Source organism: Pleomorphomonas sp. JP5 (genome assembly GCF_023721815.1).
Taxonomy (GTDB): Bacteria; Pseudomonadota; Alphaproteobacteria; order Rhizobiales; family Pleomorphomonadaceae; genus Pleomorphomonas.
The window spans coordinates 173,617-194,038 of record NZ_JAMDLI010000008.1; the positions used below are offsets into that span (position 1 = coordinate 173,617).

Here is a 20,422-nt window from a genome sequence, read left to right on the forward strand (position 1 = left end):
CAGCACCCTCCCAGGCGCGTCCACCGCTGAAATACCGAAGACATCGATTGCATTTTCGGCAACCGGATCATCTCGGGCGAGCCACACGGCCTCATGACCGGACTTCAGATAAAAGTGGGCTTTCCTGTCATGAATTCGATCATAAGCCCTGACCGACTAAATCGTTATGATCCATCAGTCTATGTGGGCCCATATGGAGTAACGATCTATTTTCACCATTATTATTATACACTTAGCCGCCTCCTCCATCCTCCAGAACCCGGCGTTTGCGGCAAAGTGGAGGCGACGGACCGGATGTCTTTTCGACAGCGATGTCAACATCGCCGGATCGCAATATCGGACCGATCTCCGGATGAGCGAGAAGAACCGCGCGAACTTCGTCCGCCGTCCGGGAACCAAACGTTACGATCTCGACCGTCAGGCGTGGACGCCCGCCGGACGTCAGCTTCACCACGAAATCGATGACGCCATCCACCGCGAAGATCGCGTCGTCGACGATCCGCGGGTGCAACGACCTCCCCTCGCCCCGCAGAATCGGCTCGCCAATGCGCCCGTCGAGCCGAAGCCGGCGGAGTATGGAGCCGCAGCGACAAGGACCTTCGGCGAGACTGCCGCTGTCGCCGGTACGGTAGCGGATGAGTGGCAACCCACGGCGCCGCAGGGTGGTGATGACGACTTCCCCGGTCTGGCCGAGCGGCAAAGCACGCCCCGTGTCGGCATCGACGATCTCGACATAAAGGTCGGTTTCCCGGACATGCAGGCCATCGTGGGCCTCGCAGGCGAGCGCGCCGCCGTAGCCCGTTTCGGTCATGCCCCAGTGCTCGAACACCTCCGCCCCCCAGATGACGGCCAAGGCCGCCCGAAAGCTCGGCGATACACTGTCGGCACTGACCAGCGCGGTTTCGATCCGGAGCGGCTGCCCACCGTCGGCCGCCATGCATCTGGCTGCCGCGCCCAGCGTCACCGGCATGCCGGCGATCGCGGCCGGCTGCAACTCGCGCAAGGCGCCGACGAGCGCTTCCAGCGGCCCATCCACCGGCAGCGCCACCGGAAAGGCGCCGAGCCGGGCCAACCCTCGCATCAGGAGATCGCCGACGCTGTCCGGCCGCTCGGCGGGAAAGGCGACGGCCACGCAACTGCCCGGACGCACGATGGTGGCCATGCCGTGTTCGAAGTAGGCGACAGTCGCCTCGATATCCGCCTCGGTGAAAAACAGACGCTTCTGCGCGCCAGACGTTCCCGTGGTCGGGATGGTCACAAGGCGTACCGCGTCGCGAAGCGGCAGGGCAATGAGCGAGGGTTCGCCACGGCTGAGATCGGAGCCCGAGGTCTGCGGAAACCGGGCGAGATCCCGGAGGTCGGCGATCTGTCCCGGTTCAGGCCAGCCGGAAAGTGACCGGTAGAACGGGCTTTCCGCCCTCGCCTTTGCCAAGGTCTCGTTCAGGCAGCGAAGCTGGTAGGCGTCGAGCTCCTCGCGGGTCGGCAACCCTCCCACGCCAATCGTCCGCCCCACCCAGGCATCAAGCGTCCCCAACCCGATCATGTCGACGGCCCGCGATAGAGCGATCGTCCGTTGAGGTCGGTCAGATTGTAGGCACAGAACGGGATGGCCCTGCCGTCGGTTTTCGCCACGTGGATGTAGCATTGACGCAAACGGTCGAGATCGAGCGTCCAGGCGTCCTGAAAGGCCATCGCCGACAGCGACAAGCGCCGCCCCTGCCGCTCCAGAAAGGCGTCGAAGGCTTCGAGCCCCGAGGCCGGCGTTTCATCCAGCGGTGCTTTCTTCCATTGACCGGCAACGTAGCGCTGGGCGCGGGCGACCTCCGGCGACCGTCCGGAAACCGTGCCGCAACACCCCGCCTCCGCCGCACCGGGCTCCGCCCCGGAGCCGCAACAGCCCGGCGTCTGCTCGGGATCCGATTGGAAGCGGCCCTCCTCGTCGACGGTAAAGCGCCCGCTGAACGAGCAAAACGGATTCTCGGCAGATCCGGGCCGGAAGTCCTCAAGGCGGATGGCGCCGTGAGAGTGGTCGATCAGCGCCTGCATCACCTCCGGCAGGGTGATCCGATCCCCATCATTCGGCGCGCCCGGACCACGTCCGAAGTAGGAGATGGGCTGGAAGTGCACAGCCCGCACCGTCGGCATCTCGCCCCTGGCGAAATCGACGATGGCGCCGATTTCGTCGGCGTTGACGCCTGGGACCAACGTCGGCACGAGAACGACGCCAATGCCCACGACACGTGCGCTCTCGATGGCGAGCCGCTTCGCGGCGAACAGACTGCGGCCGCGCAACTGCCGATAGACGACATCACTGACGCCGTCGAACTGCAGGAAGACGCAATCGAGGCCGGCATCGGCGAGCGCGGCGAGATACTCCGGCTCGCGGCCGATCCTGATGCCGTTGGTGTTGAGCTGAACGAAGTCGAAGCCCTTGGCCCGCACCAGGGCGACGATCTCCGGCAAGTCGTCACGCACCGTAGGCTCACCGCCAGACAGCTGGATGTGCACCTGGCCGCTGCCCGCCCTCAACGCATCGAGGGTGGTGGCGATTTCACCGATCGGCATGTCGACCCCATGCCGGCCCGCCGATGCGAAGCAGACAGGACAGACGAGATCGCAACGCGAGGTGACCTCGATCAGCACGCAGCAGCTTTGCTGGCGATGGTCGGCGCAGAGGCCGCAATCCCTTGGGCATCCCTCGGCGATATCCGTCGCCACGGTGACCGGAGAGGCCGAGTTGATACGGCTGCGGGACCACATGTCGTAGCTGCGCAGCCCCCGCCAGACAGGCGTGACGGCGCGGCCGTGCTCGGGACAGGTCTTGTCGAGATAGACGGTGTCACCGATGGCGACGCGCTCGGCGGGAATGGTCTTGAGACACTCGGGGCAGACGCTGCGCGTACGGCCGAGGGACAGGCGAACGGGACCGGTCATCGTCCACTCTCCGCCGAAGCCTCAGGCGCGCCAACGCCCCGGGCGGCATCGAGCGGGCCCGTCACCGCCTCGACCGCAGCAAGCACCGCCGTGACGGCGGCATGGCGACGCCGAACGGCGGCCAGCGCGGCCGGGTCGGCGGCAAAGGCCGAGAATGCCGGCGCAAAACGCTCCTCGATGCCGACGAGACGCTCGCCCTTGACGAGCTTGTCGGCGAGAAACACCACGTGACGAGGGTCGACCGGCTGCTCCAGACCGATGGCGCATTCCATGTGAACCGCGACGATCTCGGCCACCTCGGCAAATCCGAAAGCGGCGACACGCCGAGCGCCGGCTGCCGCGTGGTCCGGGTCGCCCTTGGCGATATCGTGCAGGAGAGCGCCGGCGCGAGCGGCCGTGATGTCGAGGGCGTGTCCGCCGGCGTTCAGCCGGGCAGCAATGTCGACCGCCAATCGCGTGACGGCGCGAGAATGGCGGCGCGTTGGCTCAGGCGTGCCGGTAGCCTCCAGCATCGCCTCGCACTCCGCCTCGTCGGGATGCTGGCGATGGGGCAAAGACGCGGCCAGGCGGCGATAGTCGTCGGGATAATCCATGTCGCGCAAGATGCCGCTGTCGATCACAACGACGGACCGAGCCTCGCCTTGATGGCGTTCCAGCACGTCGCGCAACGTCGTTTCCGGCGACGCGGCCAGAATCTCGGCGAACAACCTGCGATGAACGAAAGGCGGATGCCCCGGTCGGCCGCGAAACGTCGGGCGAAGCACTGGCGCCTCGCCCTCTCCGGCGCTCTCGGCGATCCGTCTCAGCGTGGACGCCCTGACGAGCGGCACATCGACCGGCAGGATCATCGCCCCGTGCACCGTGTCTGGCAAAGCGGAGATCCCCGCCTTGATGCTGGACATCATGCCCTCGGAAAACGCCGGATTTGTCACCGCGACCGCGCCGTGAGCCGTCGCAGCCATGGCCACGCGCTCCGCCTCGTTGCCGACGACCACATAGGCGGGCCCGACGGCGGCGGCCTCGATGGTCGACAGCACGTGCCCGAGAACGGTGTCGTTGCCGAAGGGCAGCAACGGCTTGAGAGCCCCCATGCGCGAGGACCAACCAGCAGCCAGCACCACGACGGCAATGTTCGGCGACCGAGACACGATCGGATCACTCACGGGTTCTTCTCCTGTGGAGTCACCGTGATATCTACGCCATGGTCGGCGAGCGTTTCCTTGATCTTGGCCCAGGTGGCGAGGATCAGCGCCGGGCAGCGCTCGTGCTTCAGCCCTTCGTCGAACTGCATGATGTCCGCGCAGTCGATCCCGCCATACTGGCCGGTGGCGGCGGCATTGAACCAGCCGGTGAAATCGTCGAGCATGGCGGCCAGTTCGGGATGCTCGTGCTCACCGTCGCCGCCGCGCCCGGCGTAGTAGCCGATGACGCAACAGCCCGCCGACAGTGCGCCGCAGTTGAAGCCCTGCCCCATGCCAAGGGCAAGACCGGACATGGCGCGCACAAGGTCGGGGTCGTCGCGCCCCTGCGCTTCGAGAGCGAGCCGCATCAGGATGTGGCTGCACTTGAAATCGTCGATCAGCAACTCGGCGACGCGGAAGGACTCCTCGCTCATGGATGCGCGCTCCCTGTCGGTTCGGCGGCCCGCTCCGCGACGAGCAGCCGATAGCGCGGCCGACGGTCGGTGGAAGAGCAATCGCGCCCACCCCACAGAGGATCGAGCGAGCCATAGTGAAAGATGAAGCGGGCGACAAAGCCGGCGAGCACCTTCGATCGGTCCTCGTGGTGAAGAATGGCAAATCCGGCGGCCTCGACATCCTCGCGAAGACCGTCTCGTCCATCGTCGCTCGGCCAATCGACATCGGCGAGCAGCAAGCGACCACCGGGCCTCACGATGCGCCACCATTCGCCGAGGGCGGCGCGCCTGTCGGTCATCTGCGAAAGGCTGCATTCGGAGAGCACGGCATCCAGGCAGGCATCCGCGAACGGCAGCCGCGCGCCATCGCCGTGGAACAGCGCCGACTGCACGCGCGAGGCGGCAATCGCGAGCGTTCTCTCATCGCGGTCGACGCCGATACCGGAGTAGCCGTGACGTTCGAGCCAAGCGAGGCTCTCACCCGTTCCACAGCCGACGTCGAGTACCTTGGCGCCGAGGCGAAGCCCCGACCGCTCGAACAACTCCCTGACGATCTCGCCGTCGCCGGGCCGCAACCATTCGCCGGTGGCGCCCTCGACACGCCCACAACCGAACAGGCCCGGAAAGGAAGTGGGGTTTGCTGTCACTTGTCCTCCAGCGCCTGTTCGACCTTCAGCATCCGGCCCGAGGCAAGCTCCTCGGACACGTAGACAAAACCGCAAGACGGGCAACACGGCAGATCGACCGGAAAGGTCTGGCCAAGATAGCTCGCCTCGACCTTTCGCATTTCCAGCGGCTTGTCGCAGCGCGCGCAGACGAGATCGGGGGCACCTCCGGATACGTCGGTCATGACTTCACCTCGACCTGCATGCGGTGACCGTAGGCGCGATGGACGACGAATCCGCCCTCCACCGGCTCGAACTCGACCCAGGTGGTCACCGTGCCGATGCGGCCGGAGGCGGTGTAGCGGCCGCTCGCCTTGTCCTTGAGCATGCGCCCGGTACGCTGCGCCTCGGCGATCACCTCGGCGATGTCGTCGACGAGCAGCAACTTGCGTTCGATATCGGCACGCACGGCGTCGGCGATGGTCAGGGCAACCGATGGAACGGGATCGCTCATGCTTTCTCCCCAAAGCTCGCGCAAGAGGCGGCGGCGCAAGCGTAGCCGATTGTCGCGTCGGCCGGAGAAGCCGGGGTCGGGACGCGCCGCCGGATCGTCGGCCTCGGGAAAGACAAGGTCAATGAGATGAAGGGCGCGCTTGCCGCGCCGGGCGAAGTTGTCACGGCACATGGCGCAGTAGGCGAGAAAATCGTCACCGCTTTCCTCGATCCGTCGGTCGACGAAGGAATTGCCGACCTCGGGGTTGGCGAAGGAGACAAGGCCGCCATAGCCGCAGCAAGTGGTTTTCTCGGCGCCGGTGAGTTCGCGAACCTCTGCTCCCAGTGAGGCGGCGATCGAGCGCACTGCCGCCTGCACGTCGTGGGCATGCCGGCTGGTACAGGGATCGTGGATGGCGAGCGGCCCGGCAAGCTTTCCAGATGGAGCCCCTTCCGGCAGGCCGACGGCGGCGAGCTCCGTCCAGAGCGAGGCAACGGGAATGTCCGGCAGGAACTCGCCGATCTGCTTCAGGCAGGTGGAACAGGCCGTGACGATGCGCGGTCTGCCCTGCTCTTCCCAGACGGCGCGGAGATGACCGAGCACTTCCTGATGCAGGTCCTGCCGACCCGACCAGTGCGCCGGCGCTCCGCAGCAGTCGAGCATGAAGCCGACGCCACCCGGCAGCCGGTCGCAGAGATGGCGGTAGACGGCCTCGACCTGGCCCGGCGCCGAAGCCGGCAGCTGGCACCCGGGGAAGAACAGCACGGCGCTTCGGTCGTGGCCGGGCTGATGACGAACGAAGGCGACCTCGTCCGACCGGCTGAAGGCCATGTCGCGCAAGGCGAAGTCATGATGGGAGGCCGGCATGTGGCCGTGCTTCACCATGCTTTGCCGTGCGTCGAGGCAGACGTCGCCCATGGCCAGATCGTTCGGGCAGAGCGTCTCGCACAGGCCGCAGAGGGCGCAACTGTCGATCATCCGGTTGGACTTGCGGTTGCCCATGACGATCGAGTCGTTGTTGTAGATCTCGCGGACCGCCCGCTTCGGGTAGGTCTTGTAGTGGGCGAGATAAGCGCAGGCCCGGACGCACTCGAGACAATGGCACGGGAAGCAGCGCGCCGCTTCCGCCATGGCCTCGGAATGGCAGTAGCCGGCGGCGGGGTCGGAAGGCTGGACGGGCGGCACGTCGGCATGGCGGGCCGTATCGACATAAAGACAGGTGCCGGAGGCGGTGTCGTCGGCACGGTTCGCCGTCAGCGAGGCGCCCTGCAAAAAGCGATCGATGGACACCGCCGCGCGTCGGCCGTCACGCACCGACAGGATGGCCGAGTAGGTCTCGCCGTCACCGGCATGCAGGCCACTGCCGAACACGGCCGGGTGCGAGCTTGCCAGCGTCTGCGGATCGAGATCGAGCCGCCCGGAAGACGTGAGGCGCAGCGCTCCGCCGAACTGGATGGCCGGGCCGGGGCCGATGGCGAGAAGAACAGCGTCATAGCCGGCAATGAGGTCGTCGAGCGATGACGGGCCGGTGCCGCCAGTCACCCGTTGCCCACAGCGGATGTCGATGCCAAGCGCGATGAGCGCGCCAAGGTCGGCGTCGATGGCGGATGGTGGGAGAACCGAAGGTGCGATGTCGTGGCGGAGGCGTTCGAGCGGACGGGCCTCCGCCTCGAGCACGGTGACGGCGTGGCCCTTCATGGCAAGGTCGGCCGCAGCCGTCAGCCCGGCCAGACCGGCGCCGACGATGGCGATCCGCTTCGGCTTGCGCGCCCGCTGGGCGCTACGGCGCACCGTCGGGTACGCCTCTTCGACCAGGGCTCGTTCGAGCGCTCCGATCCGAACGGCGCCACCGGCCTCGGAACGTCGGCAGGCGCCTTCACAGGGATGCTCGCAGATGTGAGCGATGATCGCCGGGAAAGGCACCACACGCGCGTAAAGGGTGATGGCAGCCGTGAAATCGCCGGCTGCCATCTTTTCGGCCATGGCCCGCGCGTCAACATGCAAGGGACAGGCGGCGGAGCAAGCCGGCGGCTGTTCCTCGATGCAAAGCGCTTCCCATGCCTTGACCTGATCGCCATCCATGGTGGTCTCGATAGGTTTCCGTTGATCCGATTGAGGTGCGGGCGGCCCGGGAGAGGACGGGCCGCCCGCTTTTTCGGAGAGCGGGCGGGAAGCTCTCCGGTTATCGGCGCTCAGTGGTGCTGAAGATCCTTCTGAGCCGCGGCGGCTCCCGCCTTCGCCTCAAGTCCCATCTTGATCGCTTCCGGCAGAGCGGGAATGCGGAAGATCCGCACGCCGCAAGCGTTGTAGATGGCATTGAGGATAGCAGGATGAAGCGCGGTCAGCGGCGCTTCGCCGACACCGGCGGCACCAAACGGACCAAGCGGGCGAGCGGTTTCGAGATAAAGGATCTCGATATCGTCCGGCACATCCTTCGGATAGGGGATGCCGCAGTCCTTCAGCGTCGTATGCAGGTCCAGATCTTCGAAGTCCTCGGTCAGGGCGAGTCCAAGCCCCTGGGCGAGACCACCGTAAATCTGGCCGTCGACAGTCGCCTTGTTGATGATGGTTCCGACGTCGATTGCCGTCGCCAGCTTGACCACAGACGCCTTGCCAGTCTCGAGGTCGACTTCGACCTCAGGCAGGAACACTTCATACATGTAGATCGGGAACGGCTCGCCCTGGCCGGTGTCCGGCGAACAGTCGGTGCAGGCCGCCGCCACCCACTTGCCGTCGTAGGAGAGCGGAATGCTCTCGTCCACCATCTCCTTGTAGGTGCGGTAGCTGCCGTCCGGCTTCTTCATGGCATTGAGCAGCATTTCCGCCGCGACGCGGATGGCATTGCCGCAGAAGACGTTGGAACGGCTGCCGCCCGCAGGCCCACCGTTCGGCCCGAAGGTATCGGCCATGACAAGTCCGATCTGCTCCGGCTTGACGCCGGCCGCACGCAACATTTCATGCGCCATGGTCTGAGCGGAAAGGTCGGCGCCCTGACCGTGGTCTTCCCAACCCGAGTGAACGATGAAGCCGGACGGCGTCATCTCGACGCGAGCTTCCGAGCTGTCCGGCCCGTCTAGACCGCAACCGTAGATGCCGAGAGAAATACCGACGCCACGCTTCGTGTCGTTGTTGGCCTTGTTGAACTCGGCGCAACGCTTCTTGGCCTCCTCGTATTTCGGACGGATCAAGTCGAACAGCTGCGGCAGAACCAGCACTTCCGGCTTCTGGCCGGTCGGCGTTGTCGAGTTCTCGTTGTAGAGGTTCTTGTAACGGAACTCGAACGGATCCTCGCCCATCTTCTCGGCCAGCATGTCCATGGCGATCTCGGACGCAAGGAAGGCCTGCGGCGAGCCATAGCCACGGAAAGCCGAGCCCCAGGCGTGGTTGGTCGCAACCGTCAAGCCCTTGCCGCGGATGTTTTCGAGGTGATAGCCAGCGCCGGTGAACTGAGCCTGGCGCAGGGTCACCAGATCGCCGAACTCCGAATAGGGGCCATGATCGAGCCACCAGTCGGTTTCCATCGCCGTGAGCTTGCCGTTCTTGTCGCAGGCGAGGCGGATGTTGATGTTCGCCGGGCTGCGCTTACCGGTGTAGGTGATGTTCTGGTACTGGTCGTAGACCAGCGACACCGGCTTCTTGGTGACCAGCGCGGCGACGCCGAGCAGCGCTTCCATGGTCGGCGAGAACTTGTAGCCGAAGGTGCCGCCCGTCGGATTCTGGATCAGGCGGAGCTTCTCCGGAGGAATGCCGAGGCCGGGGCAGATCATGGCGTGATGCAGATGCACGCCGATCGACTTCGACAGGATCGTCAGCACGCCATCTTCATCGACGAAGGCCTCGCCGCAGTCCGGCTCCAGATGGAGATGCGGCTGGCGCGAGCAATAGGTGGTGATGTCGACCACGGCGGCGGCGCTGGACATCAGCGGCGCGGTATCGGCCCCCTTGACGACGCCCTGCTCGTAATAGGCATTGGGAACGCCGGGGTGGATTTCCATGGCGTCGGGCGCCAGGGCGGCGAAGCCGGACATGTAGGCGGGCAGCACTTCGAGGTCGACCTTGACCTTCTTGGCGGCGGCGCGGGCATGCTCCTCGGTATCGGCGGCGACGATGGCGATGGCGTCGCCGAACTGGAAGATCTTCTCCTTGCACAGGATGGGACGATCCCAGCCGTCGCCCTTGTTGGTCGGGAAAGTGATCAGGCCGGTGATGGCGTTCTTGCCGCCGACGTCCTTCCAGGTGATGATCCGCTCGACGCCGATCATCTTCTCGGCTTCGGACGTGTCGATGTTCTTGATGAGAGCGTGGCTGACCTCAGCCTGCACCAGGGCCAGGCGCAGCGTGCCGGCCGGCATCTTCAGCGCGACGTCGGCGCCGAAGTCCCAGGTGCCGGTGACCTTTGCCACCGCCGACGGGCGGATGTACTCGGTGCCGAGGATCGAGCCGTCTTCCTTGGCCTTCGGCATGACGTCGTAAATGGTCTTCTCGCCGCGCATGATGGCGGCGGCGTCCATCACGGAATCGATCAGCGGCTTGTAGCCGGTGCAGCGGCAAAGGTTGCGATTGCGATGGAACCAGGCGCGGACTTCCTCACGCGTCGGGGTGAGCGTCTTGTCCAGCAAGGCCTTGGCCGACATGATGAAGCCGGGCGAGCAGACGCCGCACTGGGCGCTGCCGTGGGCCATCCAGGCGATCTGCAGCGGATGCAGGTTCTCGGGCGTGCCGATGCCCTCGATGGTGACGATCTTGGCGCCGGCCGTAAGCTTCTCCATCGGCGTCACGCAGGCGCGGATGGGCTTTCCGTCGATCAGCACGGTACAGGAGCCGCACTGGCCGTCGGCGCAGCAGACCTTGCAGCCCGTCAGCATCATCTGCTCGCGCAGCACGTCGGCGAGCGACCGCTTGGGGTCGGCGACGACCCAGCGCTCAACGCCGTTCACATTCAGGGAAATGCGTTTCATGTCTTCCTCCTAGGTTGTGGCGTCCGTCACAGCATCCCCAATCAGCTGGCAACGGAGAGAGGCTTTCCTTCCTCGGCCGACCCGCACCAATCCATGGTCCGCGACAGCGAACAGGCCTTGTCGGCACCTCGGATGTGGGCGATCATTTCGGCGGTCACGGAGACCGCGATTTCCTCGGGGCCTTCGGCACCGATCTCGAGGCCGACCGGGGCGCGGACGCGAGCAAACGCGTCGGGCGCAAATCCTGCCGCCACGAGATTCTTGTAGACGGTCAATACCTTGCGCTTGGAACCGATCATGCCGATGTAGCCGGCCGGCGTGCCGAGCGCCCAGGCGAGCGCCTCCTGGTCGAGCGCGTGACCGCGCGTGGCGATGAACACCAGCGACGCGGCATTGGGCGAAAGATGGGCCGCAGTCTCGGCGAGCGGACCGGCGTAGGTGCCGGCAGCAGCCGGGAAGCGCTCGGGGTTGGCGAACTCGGCGCGGTCGTCGACGACCACCGTCTCGAACCCGAGCGTCCGGCAGATGGCCTCGGTCATCAGGCCGACATGACCGCCGCCGAAGATGTAGACGGTCCGGTTGGGCATGATCGCCTCGATGTAGAATTGCAGGTTGCCGCCGCAGATCATGCCGAGATCGAGCGTCGGGTTCTTGTGGAGGTCGATGGCCAGCATCTGCGACTGGCCCGTTTCGATGACCTGCCGGGCCACCTCGATCGCCTTGCCCTCGGCAGCGCCGCCACCGACCGTGCCGGCGATCGTGCCATCCGCCCGCACCAGCATCTTGGCCGCCGTCGCCGAAGGCGTAGAGCCCGATTGGGTCACGATGGACACCAGCGCCGAACGGCGGCCGGCATCGCGCTCCCGGATGAGTTCCTTGTAGATGTCCATGTCGTCCTCCGGCGGCCTGCTCGACGCAACGCTCCCGGACGGTCAGCCCTCTTCTTTTGCCCGCCGACCCCGACTCTCCTCCTCGGGGACGGCGCCGAGCGGCGACCTGTCCATGTTGGGCAGGTTCAGCCAACGAGAGAGTGAAATCTGTCCGATACAGGACTCGCGACCAGGAAATCGCTGTCGCCTGTACGACTGCTTCGGAGCGCAGGAATGGAGGATTGGGGGATAATTCGGCAGTAATCCGCCATTTTCTCGTCCGACGGCCCGGCCGACACCCCGCATACGTATGACCACTCAGGGGTGTCGGTGTCGGATTACGTGCCCGTTCGGGCGCCGGTGGCTGGACTGTCAGCCACCGGTCATCGGCGGAAAGAGGGCAATCTCCTGCGCCGCACCAAGCGCCTCGTTCTGCTCGATATGCAGTTGGTCGACGGCGACGCGAATGGTGGATGGCGACTCCAGCGCATAGGCGTAATTGTCGCCGCGCTCCGACAGCCAGGCGATCATCTCGCCGGCTGTACGGATGCTTTCGGGCAGGCGGACACGCTCGTCGGACAGGCCTATGCGCTCACGCACCCAGGCGAAATAGACGAGACGGACCTCTCGACCCGGCGTTTCCATCGCCCTCTCCCGGTCAGGCTGCTGCCGGCGCGGCGGCATGGGCGGCGGCGATGTCGTCGGCCAGACGGTCGAGTTCGGCAAAGGCGGCTTCCCTCGGCAGTCCCTTGACCATCACCGGCTCGAAGAAGTTGGCGTTCAGCTTCGGCAGCATCGACTGAACGATCTCCGGCAGGTTTCCCTCCCAGCCGAAGGAGCCGATCACCGCCGCGTACTTGGCCTTAAGGCCGAGCACGTTGGCGAGCAGCGCCGCATAAGCGACCCCGGGATGCGGCCCCGACAGGACGGTCGGCGAGGCGAATACCACGGTCGATGCCTCGACGAGGCTCATGGCGAACTCGCCGGTATCGAGATCGACGACGTTGATCGGCTTGACGCCAAGGCCACGCTCGACGAGCCGGTCCGTCAGATAGGCGACCATCTGCGCCGTGCTCTCGTACATCGACACGTAGGGGATGACGACGAAGGGCTTGGGCGCGTCGGACGCCCAGCTCCGGTAAAGGTCGAGAATGAACGATGGGTGAGCGTAGACCGGGCCGTGGCTCGGGGCGATATAGGCCAGATCGAGTGCGCCGACCTTGTCGACCGCCTCCTTGGAGAAGCTCCTGTATGGCATCATGATCTCGGCGTAATAGCGCTTGGCCGCCGTTTCGACCCGCGCCTCGTCGTCGGCAAAGAGATCGGTGGTGGCGAGATGCGCGCCGAGGAAGTCGCAAGTGAACGCGGTGCGCGCCTCCGGCACATAGGTGCACATGGTGTCCGGCCAATGGACCCAGGGCGTCATCAGGAACTGCAGCGTCTTGTCGCCGAGCGACAGGCTGTGGCCGTCGCCGACGGTGATGAAGGCGTCGCGCGCCACCGGCAGCGTGTCCATGATGAAACGCTTGCACTTGGCGTTGGTCACCACCTTGGCGTCGGGGAACAGTTCGAGCACCGCAGGAATGGAGCCCGAGTGGTCCTGCTCGGCATGATTGGCGACGATGTAGTCGATGCGCTTGACGCCGGACGCCTTGAGGGCGGCGATGAACTCGGCCGTCTTGGGCGGGTAGATGGTGTCGATCAGCGCCGTCTTCTCGCTGCCCTCGACCAGATAGGCGTTGTAGGTCGTGCCTTCGGGGAGCGGAACCAGTTCGTCGAAGAGTTCGCGATCCCAATCGATCGCCCTGTAGGAGTAAATGCCGTCCGTTACCTTTTGCGGGATCATATCCGGCTACCTTTCACTTGAAGACATGAAAAACGGAAGATGGGGTCAGCAGCAGCACCCCGAGGCCGGGGCCGCGTCGATCTCCGCGCCGCCGCCCGGCGTAGAACAGTCGAACCGACCGAAATGCACGGCCCGGCTCCCGTCGACCCGGAAATGCCGGCCAAAGCGGCTCTCACCGATCATGGCGGCCGTGTTGCCGCAAACCAGCATCGGCTTTCCGGCTATGAAGCGATGATGATCGTCGAGAACGAAGGCGCTCGGCGAGTCGGGCAGACTGCCTAGATAGGTCGCCACCTGACCGTAATCCTCGCAGCAGTCCTCGAGCCCATCGAGCTTGAAGGCACGCACCGTCATCGACCAGAAGGTCGTGGCGCCGACAAGAAGCTCGGCATAGGGGTGGCCGATGGCGATGGGGCGCCTGGAGAGCAGGCGGAAGTCCGGCCAGCCGCTTGCCGCCATCAGGCGGCGGAAATCCTCGACATAGAGCGCGCCGCCCAGACACTCGCCCACCAGCAATGGATCGGCGGCGACCTCGGCCGGCAGGCGGCGACTGGCAAAGACGTCCGAGAACAGCAGTTCGCCACCGGGCTTCAGCACCCGATGGATCTCGGCGAACACCTTCGCCTTGTCCGGTGACAGGTTGAGGGCGCAATTGGAGATCACCACGTCGATCGATCCGTCTGCGATACCGAGAGACGCGAGATCCTCGAACTGGCCCTCGATGAAGCTGACGTTGGAGGCGCGGTGACCGAAAACACGTGCCTGCTCGGCCTGATGGTCGCGACCGACCGCCAGTTGCTCCGGCGTCATGTCGACGCCGATGGAACGGCCGCCCTCTCCGACCAGCGCCGACACCATGAACACGTCGCGCCCCGTGCCGCAGCCAAGGTCGAGCACCGTCATGCCCTCGACGTCGTCCGGCATGGGCGAGCCGCAGCCATAAAAGCGATTGACGACCTCCGGATGGATCGTCTCCAGGATCGAGCGCAGTCGCGGCGAAAGCGGCTCCAAGGAGCAACAGGCACCGGTCTTGAGATCTCCGCTCCCCGCAAGCCGCGTCCCGTAATAGTCCCGAACCGTCGCCGTCTGCTCGTCCATCCCAACCTCCCGGCTTCCCAATGACCCAAACGCGCGTCAGGAAGCCCCAGTGGGGATCATCACCCTGTTCGGAAAATAGGTCTGTCACCCACAGGACAAAAAGCGAAAATGGCATATCGGTGACATGACTCCGGCGTCAGCCGACCGCCGATCCAGACGCAAGACCCCCTCAAAGCTGATGCAGTTGAATGTCGCGCCTCCAGAGGCGTGGTCGGGTCCACGCAGCGCGGGCTTTAGCCGGCCGCATCCTGAACCAGCCGCGCCAAGACCGCTTCCACGTCGTCCAGGAAGGCGGCCCATGCGCCGTCCTTGTCGATGCCGACGACGCGCATCAGGAACAGCCCTTCGACGGCGAGGAAAGCCACGCGGGCGGCTTGTCCGTCTGCCGTTCCCGTCTCAAGCCGCCTGAAGATCGCGCGATACCATTCACGGATGCCATAGAGGTTCCCTGGGTCCTGAAGGTAGCTGGTCATCAGCCCCGCCATCTTGGCATCCGGCACCTCCTGCGAAGCGCGCATTGCCCGAATGTAGCGACGAACAAGTTCCGCCGGCGCGGCTTGATCGTCAGCGTTGAGCACCTCATCGAACTTGCTGGTCCATCGATCGACCAGCGCCCTGACAAGATCCTCCTTCGAGGCGAAGGCATATTGCACGCCCCCCTTCGATATGCCCGCAGCGCGCGCCAGCGCATCGATCGTCAGCGCCTTGGCGCCCTCGTCGCGGACGATCTCCTCCGCCAGGTCCAACAATCGATCACGGGTAATTGTCGGTTTTCTGCCCAAAGCCTCGCCCACCCATTCGATTTCGCATTGAAATCCATACATATGTATTTATATCCGGCCGGCAACAGTTATTTGGGTGAACCATGTCCTCGACGAGTGCCGATCCGCGACGCTGGCTAATGCTGATCGCCGTGATGCTGGCTTTCCTGCCAGTGGTGTTCGACATGACCATCCTGCATATCGCCGTTCCGGCGTTGACGCAGGCGCTCGGGGCGTCCAACACGCAGGTGCTCTGGATCATCGACATCTACCCGTTGCTGATGGCCGGCCTGCTGGTCCCGATGGGTACACTGGCCGACCGGGTAGGCAACGGGCGCATCCTGCTGATCGGCCTGATGATCTTCGGCGCCGCCTCGGGTCTGGCCGCCTTCGCGCCGAGCGCCGGCATGTTGATCGCGGCCCGCATGCTGCTGGCCCTTGGCGGCTCGATGATCATGCCCTGCGTTCTCGGCATCATCCGGCGGACCTTCGAGGACGACCGCGAGCGTGCGCTGGCCCTCGGCCTGTGGGGCACGGTGGGCTCGGCCGGCGCGGCGGTCGGGCCGCTGGTCGGTGGGGCGTTGCTGGAGCATTTCTGGTGGGGGTCGGTCTTTCTGATCAATGTCCCCATCATGCTGGTCGTGGTTTCGGCCTGCTACATGCTCCTACCCCGAACCGAACCGACCACCGCCGGCAAATGGGCCTTTGGCCACGCCGTTCTGTTGCTGTGCGGCATGATCTCGCTGGTGTACGGCATCAAGGCCGGCTTTGCCGGAAAGCAGGCGCCCGCGATCACCCTCGCCACCCTCGCCTTTGGCATAGCGATGCTGGCGCTGTTCGCGCGCCGGCAGTTGCGCTCGGCCGATCCGCTTCTCGACCTGTCGCTGTTCTCCCGTCCAGCCATCCTGGCCGGCATCATCATGGCCGTCGTCGCCACCGGAGCGCTCGCCGGCGTCGAGCTGACGCTGGCCCAGGAACTCCAGTATGTTCTGGACAAGACACCCCTCCAGGCCGGGATATTCATGATTCCCATCATGGCGGCGTCGGCCGTCGGCGGCCCGATCGCCGGCTATCTGTCCAATGTGCTCGGCCTGCGCCTGTTGGCCAGCCTGTCCCTGTTCATCTCGGCCACCGCGCTCGGGCTCCTGGCCTGGAGCGATTTCGGCGAGCCGGGCGTGATCGTACCCGTGCTGCTGGCGGTGCTGGGACTGATGCTGAGCGTCGGCCTCACCGCGTCGTCGGTCGCCATCATGAGTTCGGTCGACGCCAGCCAGGGCGGCGCGGCGGGGTCGCTCGAAGCGACAGGCTACGAGTTGGGCACCGGACTCGGCATCACCTTCTTCGGCGTGTTCATGTCGGCCGTGTTCGGCCACATGATCGCGCTGCCGCCGGACCTGTCGCCCGACCTCGGCGAGCAGGCGATGCGTTCGATCGGCGACACCTATCTGGCCGCCGATCAGCTGGCCGATGTCGATGCCGCCGCCCTGATCGAGGCGGGCAAGGCCGCCTTCGCCAGGACGCACTCGGTGCTTCTCTCCACCGCCGCCAGCCTGATCGGCATCCTCTCCGTCGCAGTCTTCTTCGTGCTGGCCGGCTATGAGGGCCAGCGCGCTGCCGATGAAGACAACGTACATCCCTGAAGTGAGGGCAGCCGTCAGGCCTCCCTCAGCAGGGCGGCGTAGAGGCCACCGCGTGCCTTCAGCTCGTCATGGGTGCCCTCCTCGACCAGTCGGCCTGCCTGCATGACGACGATGCGATCGGCATGGCGGATGGTGGACAGACGATGGGCGATGGTGATCGTGGTGCGTCCCTTGGCCGTGTTCTCCAGCGCCAGCGACATGGCCCGTTCGGTCCGCGTGTCGAGCGAGCTGGTCGCCTCATCCAGCAGCAGAACGGGCGGATCGCGCAGGATGGTCCGGGCAAGGGCGAGGCGCTGCTTCTCGCCGCCGGAAAAGCGGTAGCCCCCCTCGCCGACAATCGTGCCATAGCCTTCGGGCAGAGAGGCGATATGGTCGTGGATCTGGGCGATCTTGCCCGCCGCGATCAGTTCCTCGTCCGTCGCTCCCGGCTTGGCGAAGCGAAGATTCTCGGCCACCGAGGCGTGGAGCAGGTAGGGCTCCTGCGAAACGACGCCCAGCATCTGGGACAGCGTGTCGAAGCCGAGATTGCGCAGGTCCACGCCGTCGAAGCGGATGGCGCCGCTGTCGACATCATAGAGACGCGCCAGCAGGTAGCCCAATGTCGTCTTGCCCGAGCCTGTCGGGCCAACGATGGCGACATGGCTGCCGGCGGGGATGACCAGGTTGATGTCGTTGATCGCGGGCTGACCATCCTCGCGATAAGCGAAACTAACGTTTTCCAGGCGCACCTCGCCGCGCATGGCGCCGCGCTCGATCGTGATCGGGTCGGGATGCTCGGTGATCTCGGCCGGCTTGTCGAGATACTCGAAGATCCGGGCGAACAGCGCACGGGTCTTGCGCATGTCGCGGCCGATTTCCAGCACCTGCTCGAAGGGCCACAGAAGCTGCTCCTGCAGCGCGATCATGGCAACCAGCGTGCCGATTGTCGCCGGGTTGTCGCTTCGCATCAGCAAACCACCGGCCAGCAGCGTCATCGCCGGCAATACGGCCAGCGCGAAGTTGATCAGCGACCATTGCCACTCGCCGGCGGTGTGAGACTTCACCTCGAGCTTTGCCAGATCGCGGGAAATCCGGGCGAAGCGTTGCGACAAGTGCGAACCGCGCCCCATGGTGCGGGCCAGGATGATGCCGGAGGCAGACAGCGTTTCCTGCACGGCCGCCGACATGTCGGCGGCCCGGGCCTGTTGCTCGTAGGTCAGCGCTTCGCGAATCTGGGCGACGCGGCTGCTGATCAGCACCGCCCCCGGCACGATCAGCAGAACGAACAGCGCCAGCCGCCAGTCGAGCAGCACGATGGCGATCGCGGTCATGATGACCGAACTGAGCGAGCGACCGAGTTCGTTCGCGGTCTCGGTCACCAGCGATTGCAGCCCGGCGATATCGCCGGCAATGCGCGACTGAACTTCGCCAGCGCGGGTGCCGGTAAAAAACCTGAGCGAAAGGCTCTGCAGATGGGAGTAGAGCCGCACCCGCAGATCGTGCAGGATGGCCTGCCCGATGCGGGACGAGATGATGACCTGCAGCGCGCCCACGCCCGCGGCGATCAGCGCGGCGGTGACCATGCCCGCCACCAGCCAGACAAGCAGGGCAAGGTCATGTTGCGGCAGGGCGATGTCGATCACCGCCCGCAGCAGAAAAGGCCCGGCCAGACTGACCGCCGAGGCCAACACCATGAGCAGCGCCACGCCCGCGAGGCGCAGGCGATAGGGACGAAAGAGCGCCAGCACGCGGGAGAGCGAGACGTGTTGGCTGGCGAGGTCGGAATAGCCCTCGTCCGGTGACGAAGGCGTGTCGGTGCGCATCGGGAAAACTCAATCGGGGTTGGTGGCGGTGGGGCAAGGAAGGCGGATCTCGATCGCAAGTCCGGGCTGACCGGATGGCAGGATGAGCGCGTCGCCGCCGTGAGCCTGCGCGATCGCCTTGACGATGGACAGGCCGAGACCGGATCCGCCGCGACTGCGGCCACGCGAGTCATCGGCCCGCCAGAAGCGCTCGAAGGCGCGGGCCCGATTTTCGTCTGACAGTCCCGGGCCATTGTCCGAGCAACGGAAAAAGGCCTGCCCGTCGGAAATGCCCGTTTCCACAAGCACCTGTGCCTTTGGAGCGTAGCGTCGGCAGTTGTCGAGCACGGCAACCAAGGCCTGTCGCAGCCGCGCCGGATCGGCGTTCACGACGGCGCTGTCGAACCGACGCGCGATGGTGATCCCGGCCGCATTCAACTGATCGTCGAGCGACAGAAGCGCCGCCTCGGCCGCCGGCGCGAGATCCAGCCGCTTGCAGTCGAGATCGAGCTGACCGGCGTTGTTGAGGGCGAGTGTGCGCAGCTCCTCGACGATGGCCGAGAGATCGTCGACGTGAGCGATCAGGCGACTGTAGAGTTCGGGGCTGGGGGTAAAGGCGCCATCCAGCAGTCCCTGCAGCCGTCCGCGCAAAATGGTCAGCGGGGTTCTGAGTTCGTGGGCGATGGCCGAGTTGGAGTATTTCAACTCGGACTGGGCGCGCTGCAACTGCTCGGCCATGCGGTTGAAATCGTCGACCAGATCGCCCGCCTCGCCAAACCTCTTGGCTCCGCTTGCGGCGCGGGCCGAGAAATCGCCTTCCGCCACCTTGCGCGCCGCCGCCCCCACCGACTTCAGAGGCTCGACGATCTGGCGGGCCAGACGCCAGCCAAAGGCCGACGCAGTGAGGATGCCGATGCCCAGCAAGAGGCCGAGCGTGACGGTATCTCCGAGCCGCCAACTCTCGTCGTAGATGGCTTCCGGATAAAGCCAGTCGTAGATGAGGAAGAAGTAGGCCATCAGGCCGAAGTAGACGACCGCGAAGGCCGCGAGGGCCAGCATGATCATCGCCCGGATGATGCGGGTGTTGAGATTACCGCCCATGCGCCCAATCCAATCGATAGCCGACACCGCGAACGCCCACCAGAAGCCCCTCGCCTCCCGCCGCAGTCAGTTTCTTGCGGAGATTGCTGACATGGCTGTCCACCGTGCGGTCGAGCGCCTCGCTTTCGGGAAGACAGGCATCGACCAGTTCCGAGCGCTCGAACGCCCGGTTCGGGCTGGCCGCCATGTGGGCGAGAATGCGGAACTCCGTCCGCGTCAGGTCCAGCGCCACGGCCCCCGTGTCGTTGTCGATGGTGGCGACATAGGCCTGCGGATCGACGCTCAGCGGGCCGACACGCAGCACCTGATCGGAACCGCGCCCCATGGTGCGGCGCAGAACAGCCTTGGCGCGGGCAACGACTTCCAGCGGATTGAAGGGCTTGACGACGTAATCGTCGGCACCTATGCGCAGGGCCTGCAGCTTGTCGAGATCCTCGGCCAGCGCCGTCACCATGATGACCGGCGTATCGCCCCGCCGGCGGATCGCCGCCAGCACCTCGTAGCCGTCGAGCCCCGGCAGCTTGATGTCGAGCACGACCAGATCCGGCCTCAGCCGCTGATGATGGGCAAGCCCGATCGGGCCATCGCCGGCGGTGATCACCCGAAAGCCTTCGCGCGCAAAGTAGGTCTCGATGATCTCGGCGATCTCCGGCTCGTCTTCGATGATGAGGATCAGGGCGTTGTTCATGGTGGTCTCTCG

General features: G+C 65.5%; 17 protein-coding genes. 1 reads left to right on the top strand and 16 read right to left on the bottom strand.

All coding sequences use genetic code 11. The features are described 5' to 3' along the window. Positions 1-232: 232 nt before the first annotated feature. The 13 genes from M4J40_RS12030 to M4J40_RS12090 all read right to left on the bottom strand — a co-directional run bounded on the left by M4J40_RS12030 (position 233) and on the right by M4J40_RS12090 (position 15,188). A complete protein-coding gene (locus M4J40_RS12030) occupies positions 233-1,543 on the bottom strand; it encodes a DVU_1553 family AMP-dependent CoA ligase (protein ID WP_251754405.1) in 1,311 nt (436 codons plus the stop codon). Further along, positions 1,540-2,934 (bottom strand): radical SAM (seleno)protein TrsS, encoded by a 1,395-nt coding sequence (gene trsS, locus M4J40_RS12035; protein ID WP_251754406.1) that lies wholly within the window; start codon positions 2,932-2,934, stop codon positions 1,540-1,542. The genes M4J40_RS12030 and trsS overlap by 4 nt, the downstream gene beginning before the upstream one ends. Further along, positions 2,931-4,097 carry a DVU_1551 family NTP transferase gene (locus M4J40_RS12040; RefSeq protein WP_251754407.1) on the bottom strand — a complete coding sequence of 389 codons (1,167 nt, stop codon included), beginning with the start codon at positions 4,095-4,097 and terminating at the stop codon, positions 2,931-2,933. Before M4J40_RS12040 ends, trsS begins: the two co-directional genes overlap by 4 nt. After that, positions 4,094-4,549, bottom strand: coding sequence for a DVU_1555 family C-GCAxxG-C-C protein (locus tag M4J40_RS12045; RefSeq protein WP_251754408.1), 456 nt, complete (start codon positions 4,547-4,549; stop codon positions 4,094-4,096). The genes M4J40_RS12040 and M4J40_RS12045 overlap by 4 nt, the downstream gene beginning before the upstream one ends. Beyond that, positions 4,546-5,217 (bottom strand): DVU_1556 family methyltransferase, encoded by a 672-nt coding sequence (trsM, locus tag M4J40_RS12050; protein WP_251754409.1) that lies wholly within the window; start codon positions 5,215-5,217, stop codon positions 4,546-4,548. Before trsM ends, M4J40_RS12045 begins: the two co-directional genes overlap by 4 nt. Continuing rightward, entirely contained in the window at positions 5,214-5,420 is a 207-nt protein-coding gene (locus M4J40_RS12055; protein ID WP_251754410.1) for a DVU_1557 family redox protein, read from the bottom strand. Before M4J40_RS12055 ends, trsM begins: the two co-directional genes overlap by 4 nt. Beyond that, the gene (locus M4J40_RS12060) at positions 5,417-7,750 is read right to left on the bottom strand and encodes a pyridine nucleotide-disulfide oxidoreductase/dicluster-binding protein (RefSeq protein ID WP_251754411.1); all 2,334 of its coding nucleotides are present in this window, start codon (positions 7,748-7,750) and stop codon (positions 5,417-5,419) included. Before M4J40_RS12060 ends, M4J40_RS12055 begins: the two co-directional genes overlap by 4 nt. Positions 7,751-7,860: 110 nt before the next feature. Next, positions 7,861-10,626 carry a molybdopterin-dependent aldehyde oxidoreductase gene (locus M4J40_RS12065; protein ID WP_251754412.1) on the bottom strand — a complete coding sequence of 922 codons (2,766 nt, stop codon included), beginning with the start codon at positions 10,624-10,626 and terminating at the stop codon, positions 7,861-7,863. A gap of 41 nt (positions 10,627-10,667) precedes the next feature. Then, complete coding sequence (locus M4J40_RS12070; RefSeq protein ID WP_251754413.1) at positions 10,668-11,516, bottom strand: XdhC family protein; 849 nt, start codon at positions 11,514-11,516, stop codon at positions 10,668-10,670. Positions 11,517-11,867: 351 nt separating this feature from the next. Continuing rightward, positions 11,868-12,140, bottom strand: coding sequence for a molybdopterin converting factor subunit 1 (gene moaD, locus M4J40_RS12075; RefSeq protein WP_251754414.1), 273 nt, complete (start codon positions 12,138-12,140; stop codon positions 11,868-11,870). Positions 12,141-12,153: 13 nt separating this feature from the next. Next, positions 12,154-13,341: an FprA family A-type flavoprotein gene (locus M4J40_RS12080; protein WP_251754415.1), complete on the bottom strand. Its 1,188-nt coding sequence runs from the start codon at positions 13,339-13,341 to the stop codon at positions 12,154-12,156. A gap of 45 nt (positions 13,342-13,386) precedes the next feature. Beyond that, on the bottom strand, positions 13,387-14,439 hold the full coding sequence (locus M4J40_RS12085; RefSeq protein WP_251754416.1) for a methyltransferase domain-containing protein: 1,053 nt from the start codon (positions 14,437-14,439) through the stop codon (positions 13,387-13,389). Positions 14,440-14,672: 233 nt separating this feature from the next. Further along, positions 14,673-15,188, bottom strand: coding sequence for a TetR/AcrR family transcriptional regulator (locus M4J40_RS12090; RefSeq protein WP_251754417.1), 516 nt, complete (start codon positions 15,186-15,188; stop codon positions 14,673-14,675). 116 nt (positions 15,189-15,304) lie between these two features. Between M4J40_RS12090 and M4J40_RS12095 the strand changes: the two genes are divergently transcribed. Next, positions 15,305-16,840, top strand: a complete 1,536-nt coding sequence (locus M4J40_RS12095; RefSeq protein ID WP_251754418.1) for an MFS transporter — start codon at positions 15,305-15,307, stop codon at positions 16,838-16,840. 14 nt (positions 16,841-16,854) lie between these two features. Here the strand turns inward: M4J40_RS12095 and M4J40_RS12100 are convergent, their stop codons facing one another. Genes M4J40_RS12100 through M4J40_RS12110 form a run of 3 tightly spaced genes read right to left on the bottom strand, consistent with a single transcriptional unit; the run spans position 16,855 to position 20,410 of the window. Continuing rightward, positions 16,855-18,642: an ABC transporter ATP-binding protein gene (locus M4J40_RS12100; protein ID WP_251754419.1), complete on the bottom strand. Its 1,788-nt coding sequence runs from the start codon at positions 18,640-18,642 to the stop codon at positions 16,855-16,857. Between the two features lie 9 nt (positions 18,643-18,651). Further along, positions 18,652-19,722, bottom strand: a complete 1,071-nt coding sequence (locus tag M4J40_RS12105; RefSeq protein WP_251754420.1) for a HAMP domain-containing sensor histidine kinase — start codon at positions 19,720-19,722, stop codon at positions 18,652-18,654. Further along, entirely contained in the window at positions 19,712-20,410 is a 699-nt protein-coding gene (locus M4J40_RS12110; protein WP_251754421.1) for a response regulator, read from the bottom strand. Before M4J40_RS12110 ends, M4J40_RS12105 begins: the two co-directional genes overlap by 11 nt. Positions 20,411-20,422: the final 12 nt, after the last annotated feature.